Below are 18,844 nucleotides of genomic sequence, written 5' to 3'. Positions count from 1 at the left end.
TAATACCGGCGGCCATGTGACGAGTTTGTTACATAAAGTGTCGCTTAATGTCTTTCGTCACGTCGCGTTCATAGATCAATTTGTCGTTTTCGTACGCTTCAAGACGGGCCGTCAGATGAAAATGGGTCGCGTCCGACCACATCTGCGACCGGGTTTCTGTGCGCAGGATGATGTCGTCCCGCTCCAGCTCTTCGGTCCAGTGACAGGTGCCTTTTGCGGACAGCGGATCGTCGGGGTGAATGCGCCACACTTCCCGCGCGACAGAGCCCGCGATCAGCCCGTGATCGGCATCGCGCAGCTTGCCGAAGTCATCCTCGATGATCAGAGAGACGATGCCCGTGACGCGGTCGATCTCTTGGCGGCGGATGTGGTTTTCGGGGCGCAGGGTCTCGGTCACCCACGCGGCGGCAGAGGTGGGCGGGGCAAAGCTGTATTCGTCCCCGCCGCTGGTCGGGCGCTGCGGCAGGTCGATCTGGCCGGACGACAGCGTGACCTCTGCCGCTTCGGGCGCAGGCCAGAGCAGGGGCCAATAGGCGGTAGAGATCGACACCCGCAGCCGGTGCCCCTTGGGGATGCGATAGGCGATGTGGTCAAGGTCCAGCGTGATGTCGGTCATGGCACCGGGCGCCATCGCCTGCGGATGTTCGGCGCTGTCGCGATGGGACAGGTTCAGCACGCCATAGGTAATCCGGGCCGAGGCCCCATCAGGGTGGATATGGTTCAACCGCACCGCGATCTGGCCCTGTGGTTTGTCGCAGGCCAGACGCAGACGCAGACGTGGCGCGCCAAGGATATCCATCTGCTGCGCCAAGGGCCCGCTGTCAAAGCAGACCGACAGCGCATCATCTTGCCTTTGGTCGCCGGGCATTTCGGGGCCAAGCCAGATCGCACAATATTCCCCGCCATCCGCGCCGCAATGCGCGGGGGAGGCGACGCTGCGGTCCAGCGGGGCCGCTGTGTCTTGCAGGCCCTCATCCGTCAGATGCAACGTCTTGACGGGCAGATGCGATGTCGCGCCTGTGGGTTCGGTGATCCAGCGGCCGGGGCGTTCATGCGTCCACGTTGCAGGGCGCATGCCGTCCATCAGATACGCGCGATAATCGGGGTCGGCTTCGACGCCCGTGTCGATCCCCTTGAGCCACCGGTCCCACCAGCGCAGCGCCTCTTGCAGAAAGCCGATGCGGGGTTCGGGGATGGCGAAATGCGGGTATTTATGCACCCAAGGCCCAACGATCCCCTTCGCACCGGGCAAGGCTTCAACCAACTGCGGGACCGCGTTCTTGTAGGAATCGCCCCAGCCGCCAATCGCCAGCACTTTGGCCTTGAGCGGGCTATACTCCTCGAACACCGACCCTTGCTTCCAATAGGCGTCGCGTGATTGATGGCGCAGCCAAAGCGCGGGGAGAAACGGTTCTGCCTCTAGCCGCTCCAGCCACATTTCGCGCCAGTCGGGGCGCAGGGCGGGATCGGGCGCGCGGCTGGAATAGGCCCACATCGTCGCCCCCCAGCCAAGGTTCTCGTTCAACAGGCACCCGCCCTTGTAGTGGATGTCATCGGCAAAGCGGTCGACGGTGGAACATAGCGTTATCACCGCCTTGAGCGGCTCTGGCGCATGGGCTGCGACCTGCAGCCCGTTAAATCCGCCCCAGCTGATGCCCATCATGCCCACCGTCCCGCTGCACCACGGTTGCGCGGCAAGCCAGTTGATCACCTCTATACAGTCGGCCTGTTCTTGGGGCGTGTATTCATCCTCCATCACGCCATAGCTGTCGCCATTGCCGCGCATATCGACCCGCACGCAGGCATATCCGCGTTCGGCAAACCAAGGGTGGGTCAGCGCATCCCGTGCGGTGGTGCCGTCGCGTTTGCGGTAGGGGAGGTATTCCAGAATCACGGGCACAGGCGCGGTATCGGAATTGTCAGGCCGCCAGACTCGTGCGGAAAGCCGGCACCCATCCGAGAGGGTGATGCCCATGTCGGGGTCTTCAATCAGTGATAGCGGGGTGTTTTGGGCGGTATCCATGCCGCGAAGGTCAGGGGGGAGCCCAATATTGTCAACCGTTTGCACGGGCTTGCGGTGTGGCACCCATGGGGATTTTTCCTGAGTGAAATGAGGTGGTTAATTATCTGGCAACGTTAACTATTATTAACGCTTTCCCGCAGTGGTAGAAACTGTGGCCGTGTTGCACTGTTGAAATAAGGCAAGAATGTGGCGTTCCACTTTAACCTTGGCTTTTATGTGTCTAAGCGGCTACCTTCTGCCTCAATAATACGTTTCGTTTTTTACGACGGACATAATCAGGCGGCTGCACGATGCGATCAACGCGTTGGCGGTCATAAAATTTCTCAGGTGTCGCGCGCAGAATGCGCACCGAGGTGGAGCAGATATTATGAAGACGATAGATTTCGTCGTTCGCGATCAAGCGGGCGCATTGCAGCGTGGCACGGTTGCGGAAAACGCAAACTTCCATGTTATCCAAGCGACATCAGGTCAGGAAATCTCGCTGAACCTGCGTCAGACCGATTTTCAATCGCATCAGCGGTCGGGCAACGACCTTGTGCTCACGCTGAATGACGGGTCGGTCATCACCATCGAGAATTACTTTAACGAAACCGGTGCCGCGAACCGCCTGTTCATTTCGTCAGATGGCTATCTGAACGAAGTCGCATTCGTCGAGGCCGAAGGCGGCGGGCTTTATGCGCAATACGGCCCGACCGAGCAGTGGGGCAAATGGAGCCCCTCTGACGATCTGATCTATCTGGGCCGCAGCGATGTGGCATCTGTGCCGGGCGGTGTCATGCCGGGCGCGGGTGACGACGAAGTGTCGATGTTGGCAGCACCCTTGCTGGGCGGCGTCGTTGGCGGTGGTGGTGCCGCGGCAGCAGCCGGTGCGGCGGTTGTCGGTGGTGCTGCCGTTCTGGGCGGCGGCGGTGGCGGCAATGGCGGCAGCCCTTCGGTCGCCCCTCCGTTCGTGAATGAACCCGACGCAACCGGCACGGTCGGCGGCGACGGCGCGGTAGAGCAGGTCGTTGTCACTGGCGGCGGCGAGCCCGGGTCCGAGGTCGTGGTCACCATCGGCGATAAAGAAGTCACAACAACAGTTGGCGACGACGGCACATTCGAAGCCGTGTTCGAAGGCGATAACTTCCCCGACGACGGCACCTATGAAGCCGAGGTCGTCGTGACCACGGACGGCAATGAGATCGTGCTTGACGGGCCGAGCTTTGTCATCGACACCACAGCCCCCACGGTCACCATGTCCGAAGGCACGCAGAGTGTCGGCGACTTCTTTAACGGTGACTCCTTTGCGAATGGCGTCACGCTGACCGGGAACGGTGAAGCGGGCGCGACCGTTGACGTGACCGTCGCGGATGTCACGCGCAGCACCACCGTCGGCGAAGACGGCACATGGTCCGTCACATTCGAACCCGGCACGCTGGAGGGAGGCGAATACGAGACAGAGGTTCTGATCAAGACCACCGATCAATACGGCAATACCTCCACCACCACCGAAACGCTGGTGGTCGATACCATCGCACCGACCGTCGCTGTGACATCGGGCACGCAATCCGTGGGCGACAGCTATAATGCCGCATCGTTTGGCAACGGTGTCACCCTGAACGGCACGGGTGAGCCCGGTTCAACCGTGCAGCTGACCATCGGTGGCATCACCCGCACCGCAACTGTGGGCGACAACGGCACATGGTCCGCGACATGGCAGGCGGGCACCTTGCCCGAAGGCGAATACGTCAGCGATGTCACCATCGTGACCACCGACGCTTTCGGCAACAGCTCCACCTCGACCGAGCAGCTGGTCGTCGATACCGTCTCTGAAGTCGCGATCGCAGCGGATACTGTCGAAGTTGACGGCGTGATCAACGCGGCAGAGCGTGGCGACGGTGTGACGCTGACCGGCACATCGCAGCCCGGGTCGACCGTTCAGGTCACCTTTGGGGGTGTGACCCGCGACGCGGTGGTTGACGCAAACGGCAACTGGTCCGCGGATTTCGCGGCCTCCGAAATTCCGACGGGCGAGACGACGGCGACAGTGACCGCAGTCGCGACCGATGCGGCGGGCAACACGGCCACCGCAACCGGCCAAGTCGATGTCGATACTTTGGTCAACAACCTTGCCTTCACCGGCCAGACCGGCGGCAGCGACGGGGTCGTGAACGCGGCAGAGGCGGCGCAGGGCATCGTGATGACCGGCACAGTTGAACCCGGCTCGACTGTTATGGTCCAGCTTGGCCAAGTGTCGCGTGCGGCCACGGTTGCGGCGGACGGCACATGGACCGTCAGCTTCGCCCCCAGCGACATCCCCGCAGGCACCTACACCAGCACAATGACCGCCACCGCCACCGACGCGGCAGGTAACGTTGATAGCGTATCGCAGTCTGTTTCAGTCGATACCGAAGCCGGTTCGCTGACCATCAGCCCGCTGCCCGTCGAGGGCGACGACGTGGTGAACGCGGCCGAGGCAAGTGACGGTGTGGCCATCTCGGGCACCGCCGATGCGGGTGCTGTTGTGCAGGTCACGCTGGCGGGTGTCACCCATACGGTTGTGGCAAATGGCAACGGTCAGTGGACCGCCTATTACGCCGCGGGCGAAGTTGCCCAAGGCGTTTATACCGCCGACATCACCGCAACCACGACCGACGCGGCGGGCAACAGCCGCAGCGCCTCTGACAGCGTGCGCGTGGACACCCGCGTCGACAACCTGTCGCTGAACACCGTCGAAGGCGATGACATCATCAGCGGGGCAGAGCGTCTGGCGAATGGCGGCGTTCTGGTCACCGGCACTTCTGAAATCGGCTCGTCCGTGGTCGTGTCGCTTGGCGCGGCATCGGTGAACGGCGCGGTGGATGCGAATGGCAACTGGTCCGTCACCTTTGCGCCGGGTCAAGTGCCCGAGGGCACGATCAACACCACCGTTTCGGTCAAGGCAACGGATGCCGCGGGCAACTCTGCCACGGCAAGCCACGCGGTGCTGATCGACACGGTCGTGGATCCGCTCGACATGAACCAAGCGGGCGGCAGCGACGCTGTGGTCAGCGCACGTGAAGCCCAGACCGGCATTGATCTGAACGGTCAGGTCGAAGCGGGATCTAGCGTAGTGGTCAACTTTGACGGCACCAACTACACCGCGTTTGTGGACGGTGCTGGCAACTGGTCGGTCACGATCCCGCCTTCGGAAATCCGTCAGGGCACCTATGACGCCGACATCTCTGTCACCGCCACGGACCATGTGGGCAACATCGCGTCGATCACCGACACGCTCGCAATCGATACCTATGCGCCCGAAGGCCCCGTCATCGCGTCCTATACCCGCGACGGTGACGGTATTCGTGGCATCTCGACCGAGATCAGCCCCGATACGCTTGAGGTGCATCAGGTGAACGCAGACCGCTCCATCTCGGAAGTGGAATCGACCAGCTTTGACATCGACGCCATTGGCGAGCGTAACTTCCAGTTCGAAAGCAATGTGCCAGACGGGTCCGACCTGATTGTCACGGCCACTGACGCTGCGGGAAACTTTTCCGGCACGTATCTGGCGCTGGATGATGAAGCGGCGAACACGCAGTTGACCCTGACCAACCCGAATCTGGGAAACTACAACATCGAAACCGTTGATCTGCAGTTCGCCGAAGAGGCGCATCTGACGATCACGGAAACCGCGCTGGTCAACCTGTCGAGCAACACGAACGAGCTGATCATCGACGGGCATAACGACGACACCGTGACAATCACAGGCGCGGTACGTGGCGGTTCAGAGGTGCGTGGGGATCAAACCTATGACATCTATACACTGGGCGACGAAGCCACGCTGATGATCGATAACGACATTAACGTCATCGTCTAAAGATTGCACCGCGCCCTCTGTTCAAGGGGGCGCGGTTGGCACACGCAGGCGGCAACGACCGCAGGCGTTTCCAGAATAAAAAAACCGGCACGTTAAGGGCAGGATAATGAGGCAGAGTGTAAAACGGGCAGGGGGCATGTGCGCAGCAGCGCTGGCCCTATCCGGCTGCATGTCGGATTTCGGCAGCGGCATGATGCCCGGTGACCTGATGCAATCTGACATCGTTACCCGGTTCCGCACCCCCGATGCCTCGCAGGGGATCAAACCCACCTACGCCGAAAAAATCACCGCAGACAGCCAGATCATCCAGGGTCTGGCGCTGCGGTCTTCTGTTCTGCCCGATGACACCGTGTCGGATCAGGTGGCCTCTGCCGTGCTGGCCGCCAACAGCCGCACCGCCGAGGCAGAGCTGCGCGCCGCCACCATGCGCTCGGAAGCAGCAAGCAAGAACTGGTTGCCCAAGATCGGGCCGCAGGTCAGCCTGACATCCTTGGGGTCGCTGGCGGCCAATCTGGTGGTGGATCAGGTGCTGTTTGACAATGGCCGCCGTGCCGGTGAACGCGCCTTTGCCGTGGCCGATGTCGAGGTCGCTGCCGTGTCACTGGCGCAAGATACGAACGACCGCGTGGCGACTGCGCTGAAGCTCTACACCAATGCGATCGAGGCGCGCGATACCGCCGCGCTGAACCGTGTCGCGCTTAAGGATATGACGCATTTCGAATGGGTGATGCAGGAACGGGTCAAAGGCGGCGTGTCCGATGTGTCCGACCTGACCATTCTGCGCCAGAAACTCCTTGAGATCCGCGCCACGCTTGATGCCTCCGTCGAACGCGAAGCCACGTCGATGTCCGAGCTGAACGCCATGTCGATCCGCCCGCTGGATACGCTGCACGGCTTGCCCGAAGTGCCCGTGAACAGCTTTGCCGGTGCGCCTTTGTCCGTGGTGCGTGCCGAGGCCGAAAAGACCCGCGCCATCGCCGCCGCCAAGGTGGAACGCGCCGGATTGCTGCCGGGGCTGTCGGCGGGTGCGACCATCGGTGAAGGGGGCGGCGCAGGGCTGACCCTTGAATCGGATCAGCTTCTGGGTCTGGGCACCAAAGCCTCGCTTGATGCGTCGGCCATGGCCGAGGAAACCGCGACCCGCAAGGTCCGGCAATCGGTCGAGGATGCCAACCGCGCGCTGCGCCGTCTGGAAAAACAGCTGAGCGCCAAGACCCGTCAGGCTGCCGAGGCCGCGACCCTTGCGGCACAGGCCAAACGCAACCTTGACCTGTTTCAGGAACAATATGACGCCGGTCAGCGTCAGGTCATGGATGTTGTCGGCGTCTACGAGACCTATTCGCGTCAGCAGCAGTCGCAGATCAGCCTCAAGTACGAGGCCGTGCGTCTGAAGATCGAGATGGCGCAGATACAGGGCGTGTTGGCGGACGGGAGCGCGATTTGACCCAGAAGCCGACCTTTACGCTGACAATCACCAACGGCAATCAGGGTCGGATGGCGGCGGCGGATGCAGCCCGGCCCAAGGCAGAGAACGCCAACCGCCCCGAAGACCGTCTGATGGCGCGGGCCAAACTGGCCGCGACCTATGCCGGATTGCTGGGCGTCACCACCGCGCCACGCGACATCTTTGAAATCGTCGCCACGGCCCCCTTGCAGGGCAATGATCCACAGGTAGAGGCCGAAGCACTGGCCCGCGGGATGGAAAGCGCAGGGCTGGTGACACAAGTCAGCCGGGCGCGGGGGATCTCTAAGGATATGTGGCCTGCGCTGGCCTATATGACCTCGGGGCAGGTCTTGCTTGTCATGGGGCAGCAGCGTGGCGATCTGATCCTGTATGACACGACGTGCACCGACAATCGCGCGATGGTGCCGATCAGCGATTTCAAACCCTTCTTTGCGGGGCTGATCCTGCGGGCCGAAGCTTCGCTGAAAACGGTGGCCGAAACCCATAAGACCGATGGCGCGCCTGCGCATTGGTTCTGGGGGCAGTTTCCGCGCTTTCGTCGCCAGTTGATAGAGGTCGCGACGGGGTCTTTCGTGGCCAACCTGCTGGCCGTCGCTGTGGCGCTGTTTTCCTTGCAGGTCTATGACCGCGTGATCCCGCATCAGTCCGAAGCGACGCTTTGGGTGCTCGCCGCCGGTGCGGGGCTCGCGTTGCTGATGGAAGCTTTCCTCAAGATGGCGCGGGCGCGTCTGATGGATGGGGCAGGGCGGCAGATCGAGCTGTCGGTGCAGGACATCCTGATGCGCCGGTTGCTGGGGATGCGGTCCGACACGCGCGGCCAAGCCCCAAACCAGCTGTTTTCCGCGATGCGCGAATTCGGATCGGTGCGTGAATTCTTTACCGCGTCGACCATTGGCACGATCGCGGATATCCCCTTTATCTTCGTGTTCCTCTTCCTCGTGGCCAGCATTGCGGGGAATGTTGTGTGGGTGTTGGTGCTTGGCGGTATCCTGATGCTTGTGCCGGGGTTCTTTCTGCAAAAGAAAGCGATCCAACTGACGCAGGAGACCCAAGGCGCGTCGACCAAATCCTCCCGGCTGCTGCACGAGGCGATATTCGAGCTTGATACGGTCAAGACCCAAAGGGCAGAGGACCGCGTGCTGCGCCTGTGGACCGAGCTGAACACCCTGTCGTCCGTCAAATCGTCAGAGCAACGCAAGCTCGCGTCCTTCCTCACGTTCTGGAGCCAAGGTGTCCAGCAGGCCACCTATGTCGCAGCGGTCATCGTGGGCACCTATCTGGTGTTTGCGGGGGAATTTACCGTGGGGTCGATCATCGCGGTCGGTATCCTGACGGGCCGGACGCTGGGGCCGCTGACGCAGCTGTCGGGCACGATGGCGCGGTGGGGCAATGTCAAAGGCGCGCTTGACGGGCTCGACGCGATTGTCGCCGCGCCGCAGGACACCGCAGAGGCGCGCACCTATCTGCGCCGGGAAAAGCTGAAAGGCCAGTTCGAACTGCGCGACGTGATCTTCCGCTACGAGGATGACGGTGCCCCGACGGTGGACATCAAAGCCATGTTGATCCAGCCGGGGCAGCATGTCGCCGTGCTGGGGGCCAATGGATCGGGCAAATCGACACTGCTGAAGATGCTCAGCGGGCTTTATGCCCCGACCGAAGGGCGCATTCTGGTGGACGGCACAGAGCTGGGCCAGATCGAGCCGCGCGACCTGCGCCGGCTGATCGGCTATCTGGGACAGGACGTGCGCCTGTTCTCGGGCACGCTGCGCGATAACCTGAACCTCACCATGCTGGAACGCGACGACGACCGCCTTCACGCAGCCCTTGATTTCGCAGGGCTGGGGCCGTTCGTGCGCAACCACCACAAGGGGCTGGACCTAGAGATCAAGGACGCGGGCGCGGGCCTGTCTATCGGGCAGCGTCAATCCATCGGTTGGGCGCGCCTGTGGTTGCAGGATCCGGCGATCTGCCTGCTGGACGAACCCACAGCAGCGCTGGACCAAAGGTTGGAGGCAACGCTGGTCTCGCGGTTGCAAAGCTGGATGGCAGGGCGCACCGCGATCATCGCAACCCACCGCGCCCCGATCCTTGCGCTGACCGAACGCACGCTGGTGCTGCAGGATGGCCGCATGACCATCGACGGGCCCAAGGAAAAAGTGCTTGCCCATCTGGCGGGACAGAAGGGGCACGTCGCATGAGCAGTCTTAGCACCACGCCACTGGGCGCGCAGATGACGGGGCAGATGCGTGGGCCATCCATGGTGATCTGGCTTTGCGGCGCGTCGGTACTGGTCTTCCTGTTGTGGGCTGCCTTTGCATGGGTCGACGAAATCGTGCGTGCCGAAGGGTCGATGATTTCCAGCTCGCGCCCCCAGATCATCCAGAACCTCGAAGGTGGTATTCTGGCAGAACTTGCCGTGGGCGAGGGCGATCATGTGGAGAAGGGCGACGTGTTGGCCCGTCTGCATGGCACCCAGTTCCAATCTGCCGTGGACGACCTGCGCGACCAGATCAGCGCCTTTGAAATCCGCCGTCTGCGCCTGGAGGCAGAGCTGGCCGGACAGTACGACTTTGACGTGCCCGACGCCTTCGCCACGCGCACGCCCGATATCGTCGCCTCTGAACGGGCATTGCTGAAAGCGCGGCAATCGGACTTTGTCTCGCGCTCCGAAGGGGCGGGGCGGGTGCTGACCGAGGCGTTGAAAGAGCGTGAGCTGCTTGAGAATATGCTCAAGAAAAAGATCGTTTCGCTGATCGAGGTGACGCGCGCGCGCAAGACCCATGCGGATGCGCGGATCAAGCTGGACGAGATCGTCACCGGCACAGAACTGGAGCGTGCGCAGGAATATTCCGATGTGCTCAAGGAACTGGCGACGCTGAAACAGAACCTCAAGGCGAGCACGGACCAGTTGAACCGCACCGTCCTGGTCAGCCCCCTGCGCGGCATCGTCAACAACCTGAGCGTGACCACCATCGGCGGCGTCGTGCGCCCGGGCGAGCAGATTTTGCAGATCATCCCGCTGGACGAAGAGCTTTTCGTCGAGGCCCGCGTCAAGCCCGAAGACATCGCCGGCGTGCGCCCCGGCCAAGAGGCGACAGTCAAGCTGTCGGCCTATGACTATACGATCTATGGCACGTTGAAGGGCACGGTCAAATTGATCTCGGCGGATACGTTCAAGGACGAACGATCCCGCGCGCCGGATGGGGATCCGCACTATAAGGTCACGTTGCAGGTGGACACAGAACACCTCACCCCGCGGCAGGCGTCGTTGCAAATCCGACCCGGCATGCAGGCAAGCGTGGAGTTGCACACAGGATCAAAGACGGTTCTGCAGTATCTGTTGAAGCCGCTTTACAAGTCCAAAGAGGCGTTTCGGGAGCCGTAGGCGGGACAAGGGGGGCTGTCTGCCCCCCTGACCCCCCGAGGATTTTTTCCATTTGGAAGATCAGGGGTTTTCTGTGTCGAGCCAGAGGGTGACGGGGCCGTCGTTGGTGAGCGCGACGGACATATCGGCCCCGAATGAACCGGTTTGGACATGAATGCCGAGGGCGTCGACGCAGGCGATGAAATCTTCGTATAGCGTTTTGGCCTGATCGGGCTTGGCGGCCCGCGAGAAACCGGGGCGGGTCCCGCGGGAGGTATCGGCGGCAAGGGTGAACTGGCTGACAATCAGCGCGCTGCCGCCCGTATCCGGCAGGCTGCGGTTCATTTTGCCAGCATCATCCTTGAACAGACGCAGCTTGGCGATCTTTTGTGCCAGTACTTGCGCGGTCGCATGTGTATCGTCGGGCATTGCGCAGACGAAGATCAGCAGCCCGTGTTCGATGTGACCGATGATCTGGCCGTCGACAGTGACGGAGGCGTTGCTGACGCGTTGTAGGAGTGCGCGCATATCAGGATTTCCAATCGATGATGTCTTCAGGGGTGGCCCGCTGCGTGCGGAACCGGTTGATCGGTGCCGCGTCATCCGCATAGCCAAAGGAAATCGCGCAAAGGATCAGGCGGTCTTGCGGCAGGTCGAAATGCTGTCGCACGGTGGGCGCATAGGCAGCGATAGCGGCTTGGGCGCTGGTGGCCACCCCAAGCGCTGTGGCCGCCAGCGTAAAGGCCGTGACAAAGCCGCCGCTGTCCATCGCCCCGTAAGCCCCAAGCTCAGCCGGGGAGGTCACGATCGCCACATGGGGCGCGTCAAACAAGGCATAGTTCCGCATCATCTGCGCCATGCGGCCCGCATGGTCCGATTTCTCGATCCCGACGGCGTCATAAAGCTGGAACCCGCAGGTCCGCCGCCGGTCGCCGTAGACGCCGCTGTAAGAGGCCGGCCAGTCCAGATCGGGGGCGGGGGGTGTGCCTTTGGCAATCTCTAGCGCCAAAGCGTCGCGGAAGCGGTCGGTCGCGGCCCCTTTGGTGACGGTCAGCTGCCAAGGCTGCGCATTGCACCACGACGGCACGTGGCGCGCTGCGTCGACGATACGGGTGATGAGCGCGTCGTCGACCGGATCGGGGCGAAAGGCGCGGCACGAAGAACGCGCGCGCAGGATGTCGGTGAATGTATCGATCTGGGTCATTTTTGGAGCGCCATAAAATAGCCAACGACCCCTGCGACAATCAGACCAAGGATCACGGCAAAGGTGATTTTCACAGCGGAATAGGGGCGTTCGCCCTGTACGCTGCCAGTGCGGCCGTTGACCACAAAACGATAGGTCTTGCCGCGGTACTTGTAAGCTGCCAGCCAGACCGGCAGCAGGATATGTTTGAACGTCACATCGCTGACCTGCGTCTGGATATTGTGGATGCGCTGACGGTCGCCGCCGATATCAAAACGCACATCGCGCTGGATCATCGCGTCCATCACCTCGCGTGCCTGTGCATAGCCTTCATCAAGCGTCACCGCATAGGCTTCGGCGCGAAACCCGGCGAGGTATTCCGGGGCATAGGGTTCAAGGGCCGCCAGATCCCACGGGGCCAGCGCATCGGTGAACCTTTTGGGAAGCGATTTCGACGCCAGCACCAGCACATCATCAAAGAACCGCGCCACCCGACCCGAGGTCGCCCGCCAGCGGATTTTCGGCACCTGCTGCTGCACCCGCTTGCCGTCGCGTATGACGGTCTGGGTGACGTAATAGACCGTGCCCCTTTCGCCCGAATAGCTGGAGCGCGTGTCGGCGTCATAGGTCCAGTAGGGCACATAGATGCCTTGCATCTTGCGGCCCTTGCGCGCGTATTCCTGCAGGCCATTGGGGGCAAACCACAGGCTGCCCAGCCAGTCGGTCATGGCATCGCGTGCTGTATCCTCGGTCAGGCCAAAGGGCAGCACGGCGCGGGGTTTGATGTGGCGGTTGACCCCGGTATCGATCACAACAGGGGTTGCGCAGAACGGACATTCGGTGGCGTGTTTGCCGGGGTCGAACTCTACCTGTGCGGCGCAGTTGGGGCAGGTTGTGACCCGTGTATCCTCCATCTGCGATTGGGGGAGAGCGCTGGCCAGTGCGGCTTGAAAATCCAGCTCGGCGATCGGGTTATGCACGCCGCGCGTGCCTGAAATCTCTTCGGTATTGCCGCAGTGGTCGCAGACCAGCAGATATCTTTTAGGATCAAACCGCAGATCGGACCCGCAGGTGTCACAGGGGAACCGGTGTTCCTCGGTCGGTGGGGGGGGCAGGTCGGGGTCGTCAAAGCCGGTGCTGGCGGGCATAGAGCTGTCCTTTGGTCAGGCCTGCCCCAGACATAGGGCAGTGCGCTCCCTGCCGCCAGAGCAGGGTCACAAAAAACGGTGCAGCACTTTAGGGGCCATGATGCGCAGGGCATTGTCGCGCAGGCGAAGGTGACGCCAGATGTGAAATGCGGCATGGGCCAGCGCGATGCCTGCAAGAGCGTAGAATTCGATGCTGTGGATCAGCCCGACGAGGTCGTTGGCGCGCGGCATATCAAGGGGCACGGCAATCGGGACGATCCCACCGGCCCAAAGCTGCACGGTCGAGGTCACCCCGATCAGCAGCCCTGTCAGGGCGACGCCAAAGATACCCCAGATCAATGTCTTGTGCAGCACCGGATGCAGCCAACGGGCCCAGCCCCGAAGCTTGGGGCCGGGGCGCCCCAGCAGGCCGCGCCGCATGTAGGACACCCACCATAGCAGGGCCGCGCTGACAAAGACCAAGCCCATGACCGAATGGAACCGCACCGCTGCAGGCCCGATCCGCGCCACATCCGCCGGCTGCACCAGCAGGAACCAGACAAACAGCGGCACCATGCCCCAATGCAAAAGCTTCATCAGGGTCCGACGGTGGGGCAGCAAGGGGCGACGGCGTGAGGTCATAGCCTAGACACGCGCCTTGCCCGTTCCAAGTTTCACAGAGCCTTACGCAGGCGGCGGCGGGGGCGGCAGCACGGTAAAGAGCTGCGCCAGCTCGGCCACATCGTCTGCTTTCAGCCAGCCATCCTGACCGGGGGTCCAGACATAGGTCTCGCGGGTTAGCCCGCCATCCGTGGCCATGCGGCCCAATGCGGCCTTTGAAAACGGGCCCTTGGTCTGGCCGTTCTCTGCCAGATGCCAGACCTTTTCAGGTTGCGGTGGGGGCGGTGGCGTCTGTGCAGCGGGGGCCGCAGCCGCGGGGCGCGGACCCCACGGGCCTGCCTGCGCGGCGGCGGCCTGGCCCATCTGCATGCCCAATCCGGCACCCAGACCGGTCTGCATTGCTGCGCCCGCAGCGCCCTCGCGGCCCAATGCCTCTGCCGCCTGGAACTGCGTGAACTTGTTCAAATCCCCGATCACCCCCATCGACGACCGTTTGTCCATCACCTCCTCCACGGCGGGGGGGAGCGAGATGTTTTCGATATAAAGTTCGGGGATGGTCAGCCCGTATTCTGCAATGGTGGCCGAGATTTCGGTGCTCACCAGTTTGCCCAGCTCACGGGTATTGGCGGCCATATCCATGACCGGAATATTGGACAGCGCGATGCTGCGCGAGAATTCCTGCACGATGATATTGCGGATTTGATAGCTGATCTCGTCCATGGTGAATTCACCATCGGTGCCCACGATTTCGGTCAGGAACCGCGCGGGGTCCGACACTTTGACCGAGTAGGTACCATAGGAACGCAGGCGCACGGGGCCGAATTCAGGGTCGCGCACGATGATCGGGTTCTTGGTGCCCCATTTCAGATCGTTGAAACGGGTGGTGTTGACGAAATAGATCTCGGACTTGAAGGGGCTTTTGAAGCCGTGATCCCAATGCTGCAGCGATGTCATGATCGGCATGTTATTGGTTTCAAGCATATAAAGGCCGGGCGTGAACACATCGGCCAGTTGACCTTCGTGGACAAAGACCGCCGCTTGCCCTTCGCGGACCGTCAGCTTGGCCCCGTATTTGATCTCGTGGCCATGCCGCTCGAAGCGGTAGACCATGGTGTCGCGCGTGTCGTCGGTCCAGTGGATGACATCAATGAACTGGCCGGAGAGGAAATCGAAAATGCCCATGGGAATGGTCCTTATTCTTTCGTCGTAAAGCTGCGTTACACCGGCCCGTCCGTCAACTCGCGTGCGATGATCCGGGTGATCGGGTTGACCTGCTCTGCTGTCATGCCGGGGCGCAGACGCTTGTCATAGAGCATCTTGAGCAGGAGTTCGTCGTGTTTGGTCAGCAAGGCGAATTCGTCGTCATCGTTAAAGATCGACGGGCGCGCGGTGGGGCTGTCGTTGGCAAGGCCAAGGCCCTGCGCAAGTTCTTCATGGATACACGACAGCCGCATAAGCGAGGGGTTCTCGGCACGGATGACGGCGACGGCAGCGGTATAGGTGCTTGGGTCCGCGCCACCGGCATAGGCGGCGACGATGCAATAGGTATCGCGGCGCAGATCGCTGAGCGCGGCAAGGCTTTCGGCGGTCACACCGGGGATGCGTTCGGCGGCTTGGGCAAGGGCGGCGGGGCGGTCATCCTCGCCCGCGATAATCACCATAAAGTTCGGCTTGCCGCCCACGGTGATGGAATGCTGCGTCGTGGCGGCGAGGCGGGTGGCATAGTCGCGGATCGAGGCCGCATCGCGGTCACGTTCGGACGGGGGAACGCTGTCGCCAAAGACGACCTCCATCCGGACGGGGCGTTCCCAGCGGCGCATGGGGGTCTTGTCGCCACGTCCGGTCAGGGTGGCGTTATATTCGTTGTAAAAAGCGATCTGTTCAAAGTTGCGCACCAGCATGTCGGCGGTAAAGGGCGTGTCCTGCCCCCCACCATCCCGGCGCAGCAATCCTTGGCTCAACTGGGCCTGTTGCACCTGGTTAAAATAGCTGCGCAGCTTGGCGCTTTTTTGCGACGTCGGCTTGGCCACCACGGGGGGCGGGGCCGGCGGCGTGTCGGGGCGCGCGATGGGTTTCAGCGTCGGTTCAACAGGGGGCTGCGGGGTGCAGGCGGCCAGCGCGGCGACCACAGCCGCCGTGCCGATCCATCCTGTTCGCCCCAACCGTTGCCATACCATATCGCGCGCTCCAGGTTGTGACGGGGTTACGCCGCAGGGGACGCGGGCTTGGCCGCTTTGGCGGAGGCCAGCGTGTCGCGCAGATTGGCCTCCATCTCTTGCAGGTCTTTCTCGGCAGAGGCACGGCGCGCCTTGCCTTCGTCGGCGATCTGCAGCGATTCCTGAATGGTGCCGATCAGGTCGGCATTGGCCTGTTTGACGGCTTCGATGTCGAAGACGCCGCGTTCCATCTCGGTCCGGATGACCTTGTTGCTTTCGCGCAGGTTCTGCGCGTTAGAGGTCAGCAGCTCGTTCGTCAGGTCATTGGCGTCACGCACGGCGGCGGCGGCTTCGACGCTGCGCTGGATGGTGACCGCCTGCGCCAGCTGGGTTTCCCACAGCGGCACGGTGTTCACGAGGGTCGAGTTGATCTTGGTCACCAGCGACTTGTCATTTTCCTGCACCAAGCGGATCGAGGGGAGCGATTGCATCGTCACCTGACGGGTCAGTTTCAGGTCATGCACACGGCGTTCCAGATCGTCCCGCGCGGCGCGGATGTCGCGCAGTTCCTGTGCGACCATGACCTGATCCGCCTCTGGTGCGGCGTCGACCTCTGCCTGTTTGGCGGGGATTGTGGTCGCGTCAAGCTCTGCCAGCTTGGCCTCGCCCGCGGCGATATAAAGCGCGAGCTCATCATAGAACTGCAGCGTCTTTTCGTACAGCATATCAAGGGATTTGATATCCTTGAGCAGGGTATGTTCATGAGTCAGCAGCTCGTCCGTGACGCGGTCGATCTGACCCTGTACCTTTTCGAACTTGGCGGTGAATTTGGCAAAGGGGGCCGCGCGGCCCAAAAGACGTTCCCACCAGCTGCGTTCACGGCGCACGTCCAGCTCGGACACGGAAAAGCCGCGGATGGTTGTCACGATCGTGCGCAGGCTGTCACCGGCAGGGCCCACATCCTTGTTGCGCACGTCCTGCAACATCGCCTGACTGATCTCCTGCAACTCGGCCTGTGCGCCGGACCCGAAACCGATGATCGATTGCGTGTCGCCCATGTCGATCTCTGCCATGCGGCTTTTGATCTCTGCCGATTGTGGCGCATCGGCTTTCTCAAGCGAGACGACGGCATCCGCAGGGGCGGGGTCGGGCAGGATCTGCGCGTTGACCTCTTCCACCAACGCTACGGATTGGGTCGCTTTGTCACGAACGGTATCAGACATGTTTCAAGTATTCCTATGCTCTTGGGGCGGGGCGCGTCAGTCGAGACGCACGCCTTCTCGGGAAAGCCGCTCGCGCAGCACGTCGATTTCGATGTTCAGATCGGTCTTGTCTTCCAATAGCGATTTTTGGGTGCGCGCGGCAAAGTTTTTGTCCAGATCATCCAGCAAAGCCAGATAATCGGCGCGTGCCTGCGCATCGCCGGTGCTGGCGTAGATATCCGCAAACTTGATTGTCGCGTCACGCGCGCCCAGCAGATAGACCGACAGGTATTTGCGCGCACCGGTCAGATCACGCGGATCATCCTGCACAGTGCGTATCAGGGTGCGCGCGGTGTCCTGAAACTGCGCCAGCCGGTCGCGCGCCTTGCGATCGCCCGCGCGTGCAATGGCGGTGTTCATCGCGGCAAGGTGCTTTTCCGCCTCGTCCACGACACGGGCGACGCGGTCTTTCTGGAAGCTGTCCACGCCCTCCATCCCTTTGGATGTCAGCGGATCGATGCCAAAGGCCGACACATGCAGCCCCATCGCGGCCAGCGCATAAAGCACAGGGGCGGCCAGTCCGGGGTCATTCTTGTAGGCTGCAAGCGCCACGCCGGCACCGGTCAGCAGGCTGGCGATAATCTTGCGCGGCAGGGCGGGGCGTTCGGCGACCTTGCGCGCGGTATAGGCGGCTTCGGCTTTCAGCCCCTCGCGCAGCATCCATGCGGCACCGGTCAGCGTCGCCGCCGCCAGCAGCCCCAATGCAAGCCCCTGCGCCCCGTCGTTCAACGACATGAACACAAGCGGAATGGCGGGGATGAACAAAATTTTGGCCCGCCCGCTTGCGGGGTCGACCTCTATCCGTTTGGCGCGGGTGCCCTGCGGGGGCGGCGTGCTGCCGTTCGTGTCATGATTGCTGTATTTACCGCCAAAGCGCTGCGCCATGGATCAAAGCCCCCCGAGCCAGCCGGTAGAGACACCGAAGAGCAAGACGACAAGCGCGGCATAGGTGATTTTCTGAAACGGTGTCGGTGCCATGGGGCGATAAACCTCCTGTCCATGCGCTGGTGTCGATGCACGACGGCCCGCGTCCAGAATCCTTGCGATGATTGTCACCAAAACGGCGACAAACGCAACAATCAGCGCCAGCGTGGCGACAAAGACAAGCAATCGACCCATCGGACCTTCCTTTGCACGACATATAGTCGCAGTGCCCGCCACCCGCTAGGGTCACGCACGCAAAAGTAGCGGCCAAAGGGCCGTAAACCCACAGAAATCAGGGTTTACGGGTGGATTTTACGCGGGTGCCGAACTTGCGCGGCGCGGGGTCGGACGCGGGGCGTGCGGGCTTGGACTTGCCATAGCCGGGCTTGGGCTTGCCGGGGATGGTCTTGCCCGTCGCGGTCTTGTCACCCGGTTCCTTGGGCAGGCCGGGGCGACCGGGGCCCGGCTCTCCGGGTTTGCGGGCCTTGCGCTTGATGATGCGCGCGGGCTTTTTCTTGACTGCGGTGCCGGTGGTATCGGCAATCTCGAGGCCCAGCTGGTCACGGACCACCTTGCGCTTGAGTTCCTCGACCTCGCCGGTTTTCAACTCGCCAAGCTGGAACGGGCCATAGCTGGTGCGGATCAGCCGGTTCACCGACAGGTTCACCGCTTCCATCGCGCGGCGGATCTCGCGGTTCTTGCCTTCGCGCAGCCCGACAGTGAGCCAGGCGTTCGCCCCTTGTTGCCGGTCCAGCGTGACCGTCATCGGCTGAAAGTCCTCGCCATCCACGGTGATGCCCTTGCGCAGCGGTTCAAGCATATCGTCGGTGGGGCGGCCATTGACGCGCACGCGGTAGCGGCGCAGCCAGCCGTTCGAGGGC

General features: G+C 62.3%; 14 protein-coding genes and 1 pseudogene. 4 read left to right on the top strand and 11 right to left on the bottom strand.

Annotation, left to right across the window (positions count from 1 at the left end; translation table 11 throughout):
• Positions 1-28: 28 nt before the first annotated feature.
• Complete coding sequence (locus B3849_RS03510) at positions 29-2,023, bottom strand: CocE/NonD family hydrolase (protein WP_278425219.1); 1,995 nt, start codon at positions 2,021-2,023, stop codon at positions 29-31.
• A 367-nt stretch (positions 2,024-2,390) separates the two neighbouring features.
• Between B3849_RS03510 and B3849_RS03505 the strand changes: the two genes are divergently transcribed.
• From B3849_RS03505 to B3849_RS03490, 4 genes are all read left to right on the top strand, one after another.
• Positions 2,391-5,861 (top strand): Ig-like domain-containing protein, encoded by a 3,471-nt coding sequence (locus B3849_RS03505; protein WP_286779821.1) that lies wholly within the window; start codon positions 2,391-2,393, stop codon positions 5,859-5,861.
• 136 nt (positions 5,862-5,997) lie between these two features.
• Positions 5,998-7,305 carry a TolC family protein gene (locus B3849_RS03500; protein ID WP_414718012.1) on the top strand — a complete coding sequence of 436 codons (1,308 nt, stop codon included), beginning with the start codon at positions 5,998-6,000 and terminating at the stop codon, positions 7,303-7,305.
• Positions 7,302-9,524: an ATP-binding cassette domain-containing protein gene (locus tag B3849_RS03495; protein WP_278425222.1), complete on the top strand. Its 2,223-nt coding sequence runs from the start codon at positions 7,302-7,304 to the stop codon at positions 9,522-9,524. Before B3849_RS03500 ends, B3849_RS03495 begins: the two co-directional genes overlap by 4 nt.
• The gene (locus B3849_RS03490; protein ID WP_278425224.1) at positions 9,521-10,711 is read left to right on the top strand and encodes an HlyD family type I secretion periplasmic adaptor subunit; all 1,191 of its coding nucleotides are present in this window, start codon (positions 9,521-9,523) and stop codon (positions 10,709-10,711) included. Before B3849_RS03495 ends, B3849_RS03490 begins: the two co-directional genes overlap by 4 nt.
• Before the next feature lie 60 nt (positions 10,712-10,771).
• Here B3849_RS03490 and dtd read toward each other — a convergent pair whose 3' ends face one another.
• The 10 genes and pseudogenes from dtd to B3849_RS03440 form a co-directional block, all read right to left on the bottom strand.
• Entirely contained in the window at positions 10,772-11,218 is a 447-nt protein-coding gene (gene dtd / locus B3849_RS03485; RefSeq protein WP_278425226.1) for a D-aminoacyl-tRNA deacylase, read from the bottom strand.
• A 1-nt stretch (position 11,219) separates the two neighbouring features.
• Positions 11,220-11,894, bottom strand: a complete 675-nt coding sequence (locus tag B3849_RS03480) for a nitroreductase family protein (protein ID WP_286779820.1) — start codon at positions 11,892-11,894, stop codon at positions 11,220-11,222.
• Entirely contained in the window at positions 11,891-13,021 is a 1,131-nt protein-coding gene (locus tag B3849_RS03475; protein WP_278375642.1) for a primosomal protein N' (replication factor Y) - superfamily II helicase, read from the bottom strand. Before B3849_RS03475 ends, B3849_RS03480 begins: the two co-directional genes overlap by 4 nt.
• A gap of 66 nt (positions 13,022-13,087) precedes the next feature.
• The gene (locus tag B3849_RS03470; RefSeq protein WP_278425229.1) at positions 13,088-13,642 is read right to left on the bottom strand and encodes a cytochrome b/b6 domain-containing protein; all 555 of its coding nucleotides are present in this window, start codon (positions 13,640-13,642) and stop codon (positions 13,088-13,090) included.
• Positions 13,643-13,684: 42 nt separating this feature from the next.
• Complete coding sequence (locus B3849_RS03465) at positions 13,685-14,803, bottom strand: SPFH domain-containing protein (RefSeq protein ID WP_286779819.1); 1,119 nt, start codon at positions 14,801-14,803, stop codon at positions 13,685-13,687.
• Positions 14,804-14,838: 35 nt separating this feature from the next.
• Positions 14,839-15,798, bottom strand: a complete 960-nt coding sequence (locus tag B3849_RS03460) for a DUF2927 domain-containing protein (RefSeq protein WP_286779818.1) — start codon at positions 15,796-15,798, stop codon at positions 14,839-14,841.
• A gap of 26 nt (positions 15,799-15,824) precedes the next feature.
• Positions 15,825-17,000, bottom strand: a complete 1,176-nt coding sequence (locus tag B3849_RS03455; protein WP_005852269.1) for a toxic anion resistance protein — start codon at positions 16,998-17,000, stop codon at positions 15,825-15,827.
• Between the two features lie 36 nt (positions 17,001-17,036).
• Positions 17,037-17,924, bottom strand: a complete 888-nt coding sequence (locus tag B3849_RS03450) for a 5-bromo-4-chloroindolyl phosphate hydrolysis family protein (protein WP_009826473.1) — start codon at positions 17,922-17,924, stop codon at positions 17,037-17,039.
• 3 nt (positions 17,925-17,927) lie between these two features.
• The gene (locus B3849_RS03445) at positions 17,928-18,158 is read right to left on the bottom strand and encodes a hypothetical protein (protein ID WP_005852271.1); all 231 of its coding nucleotides are present in this window, start codon (positions 18,156-18,158) and stop codon (positions 17,928-17,930) included.
• A 97-nt stretch (positions 18,159-18,255) separates the two neighbouring features.
• A pseudogene (locus B3849_RS03440) lies at positions 18,256-18,844 on the bottom strand (pseudouridine synthase); the annotation flags it as partial.

The organism is Sulfitobacter sp. UBA4523, from assembly GCF_002388305.1.
In the GTDB taxonomy this organism is placed as follows: Bacteria; Pseudomonadota; Alphaproteobacteria; order Rhodobacterales; family Rhodobacteraceae; genus Sulfitobacter; species Sulfitobacter pontiacus.
Note: the sequence above shows the minus strand (reverse complement) of the source record. Positions and strands in the feature narration are given on the sequence as shown.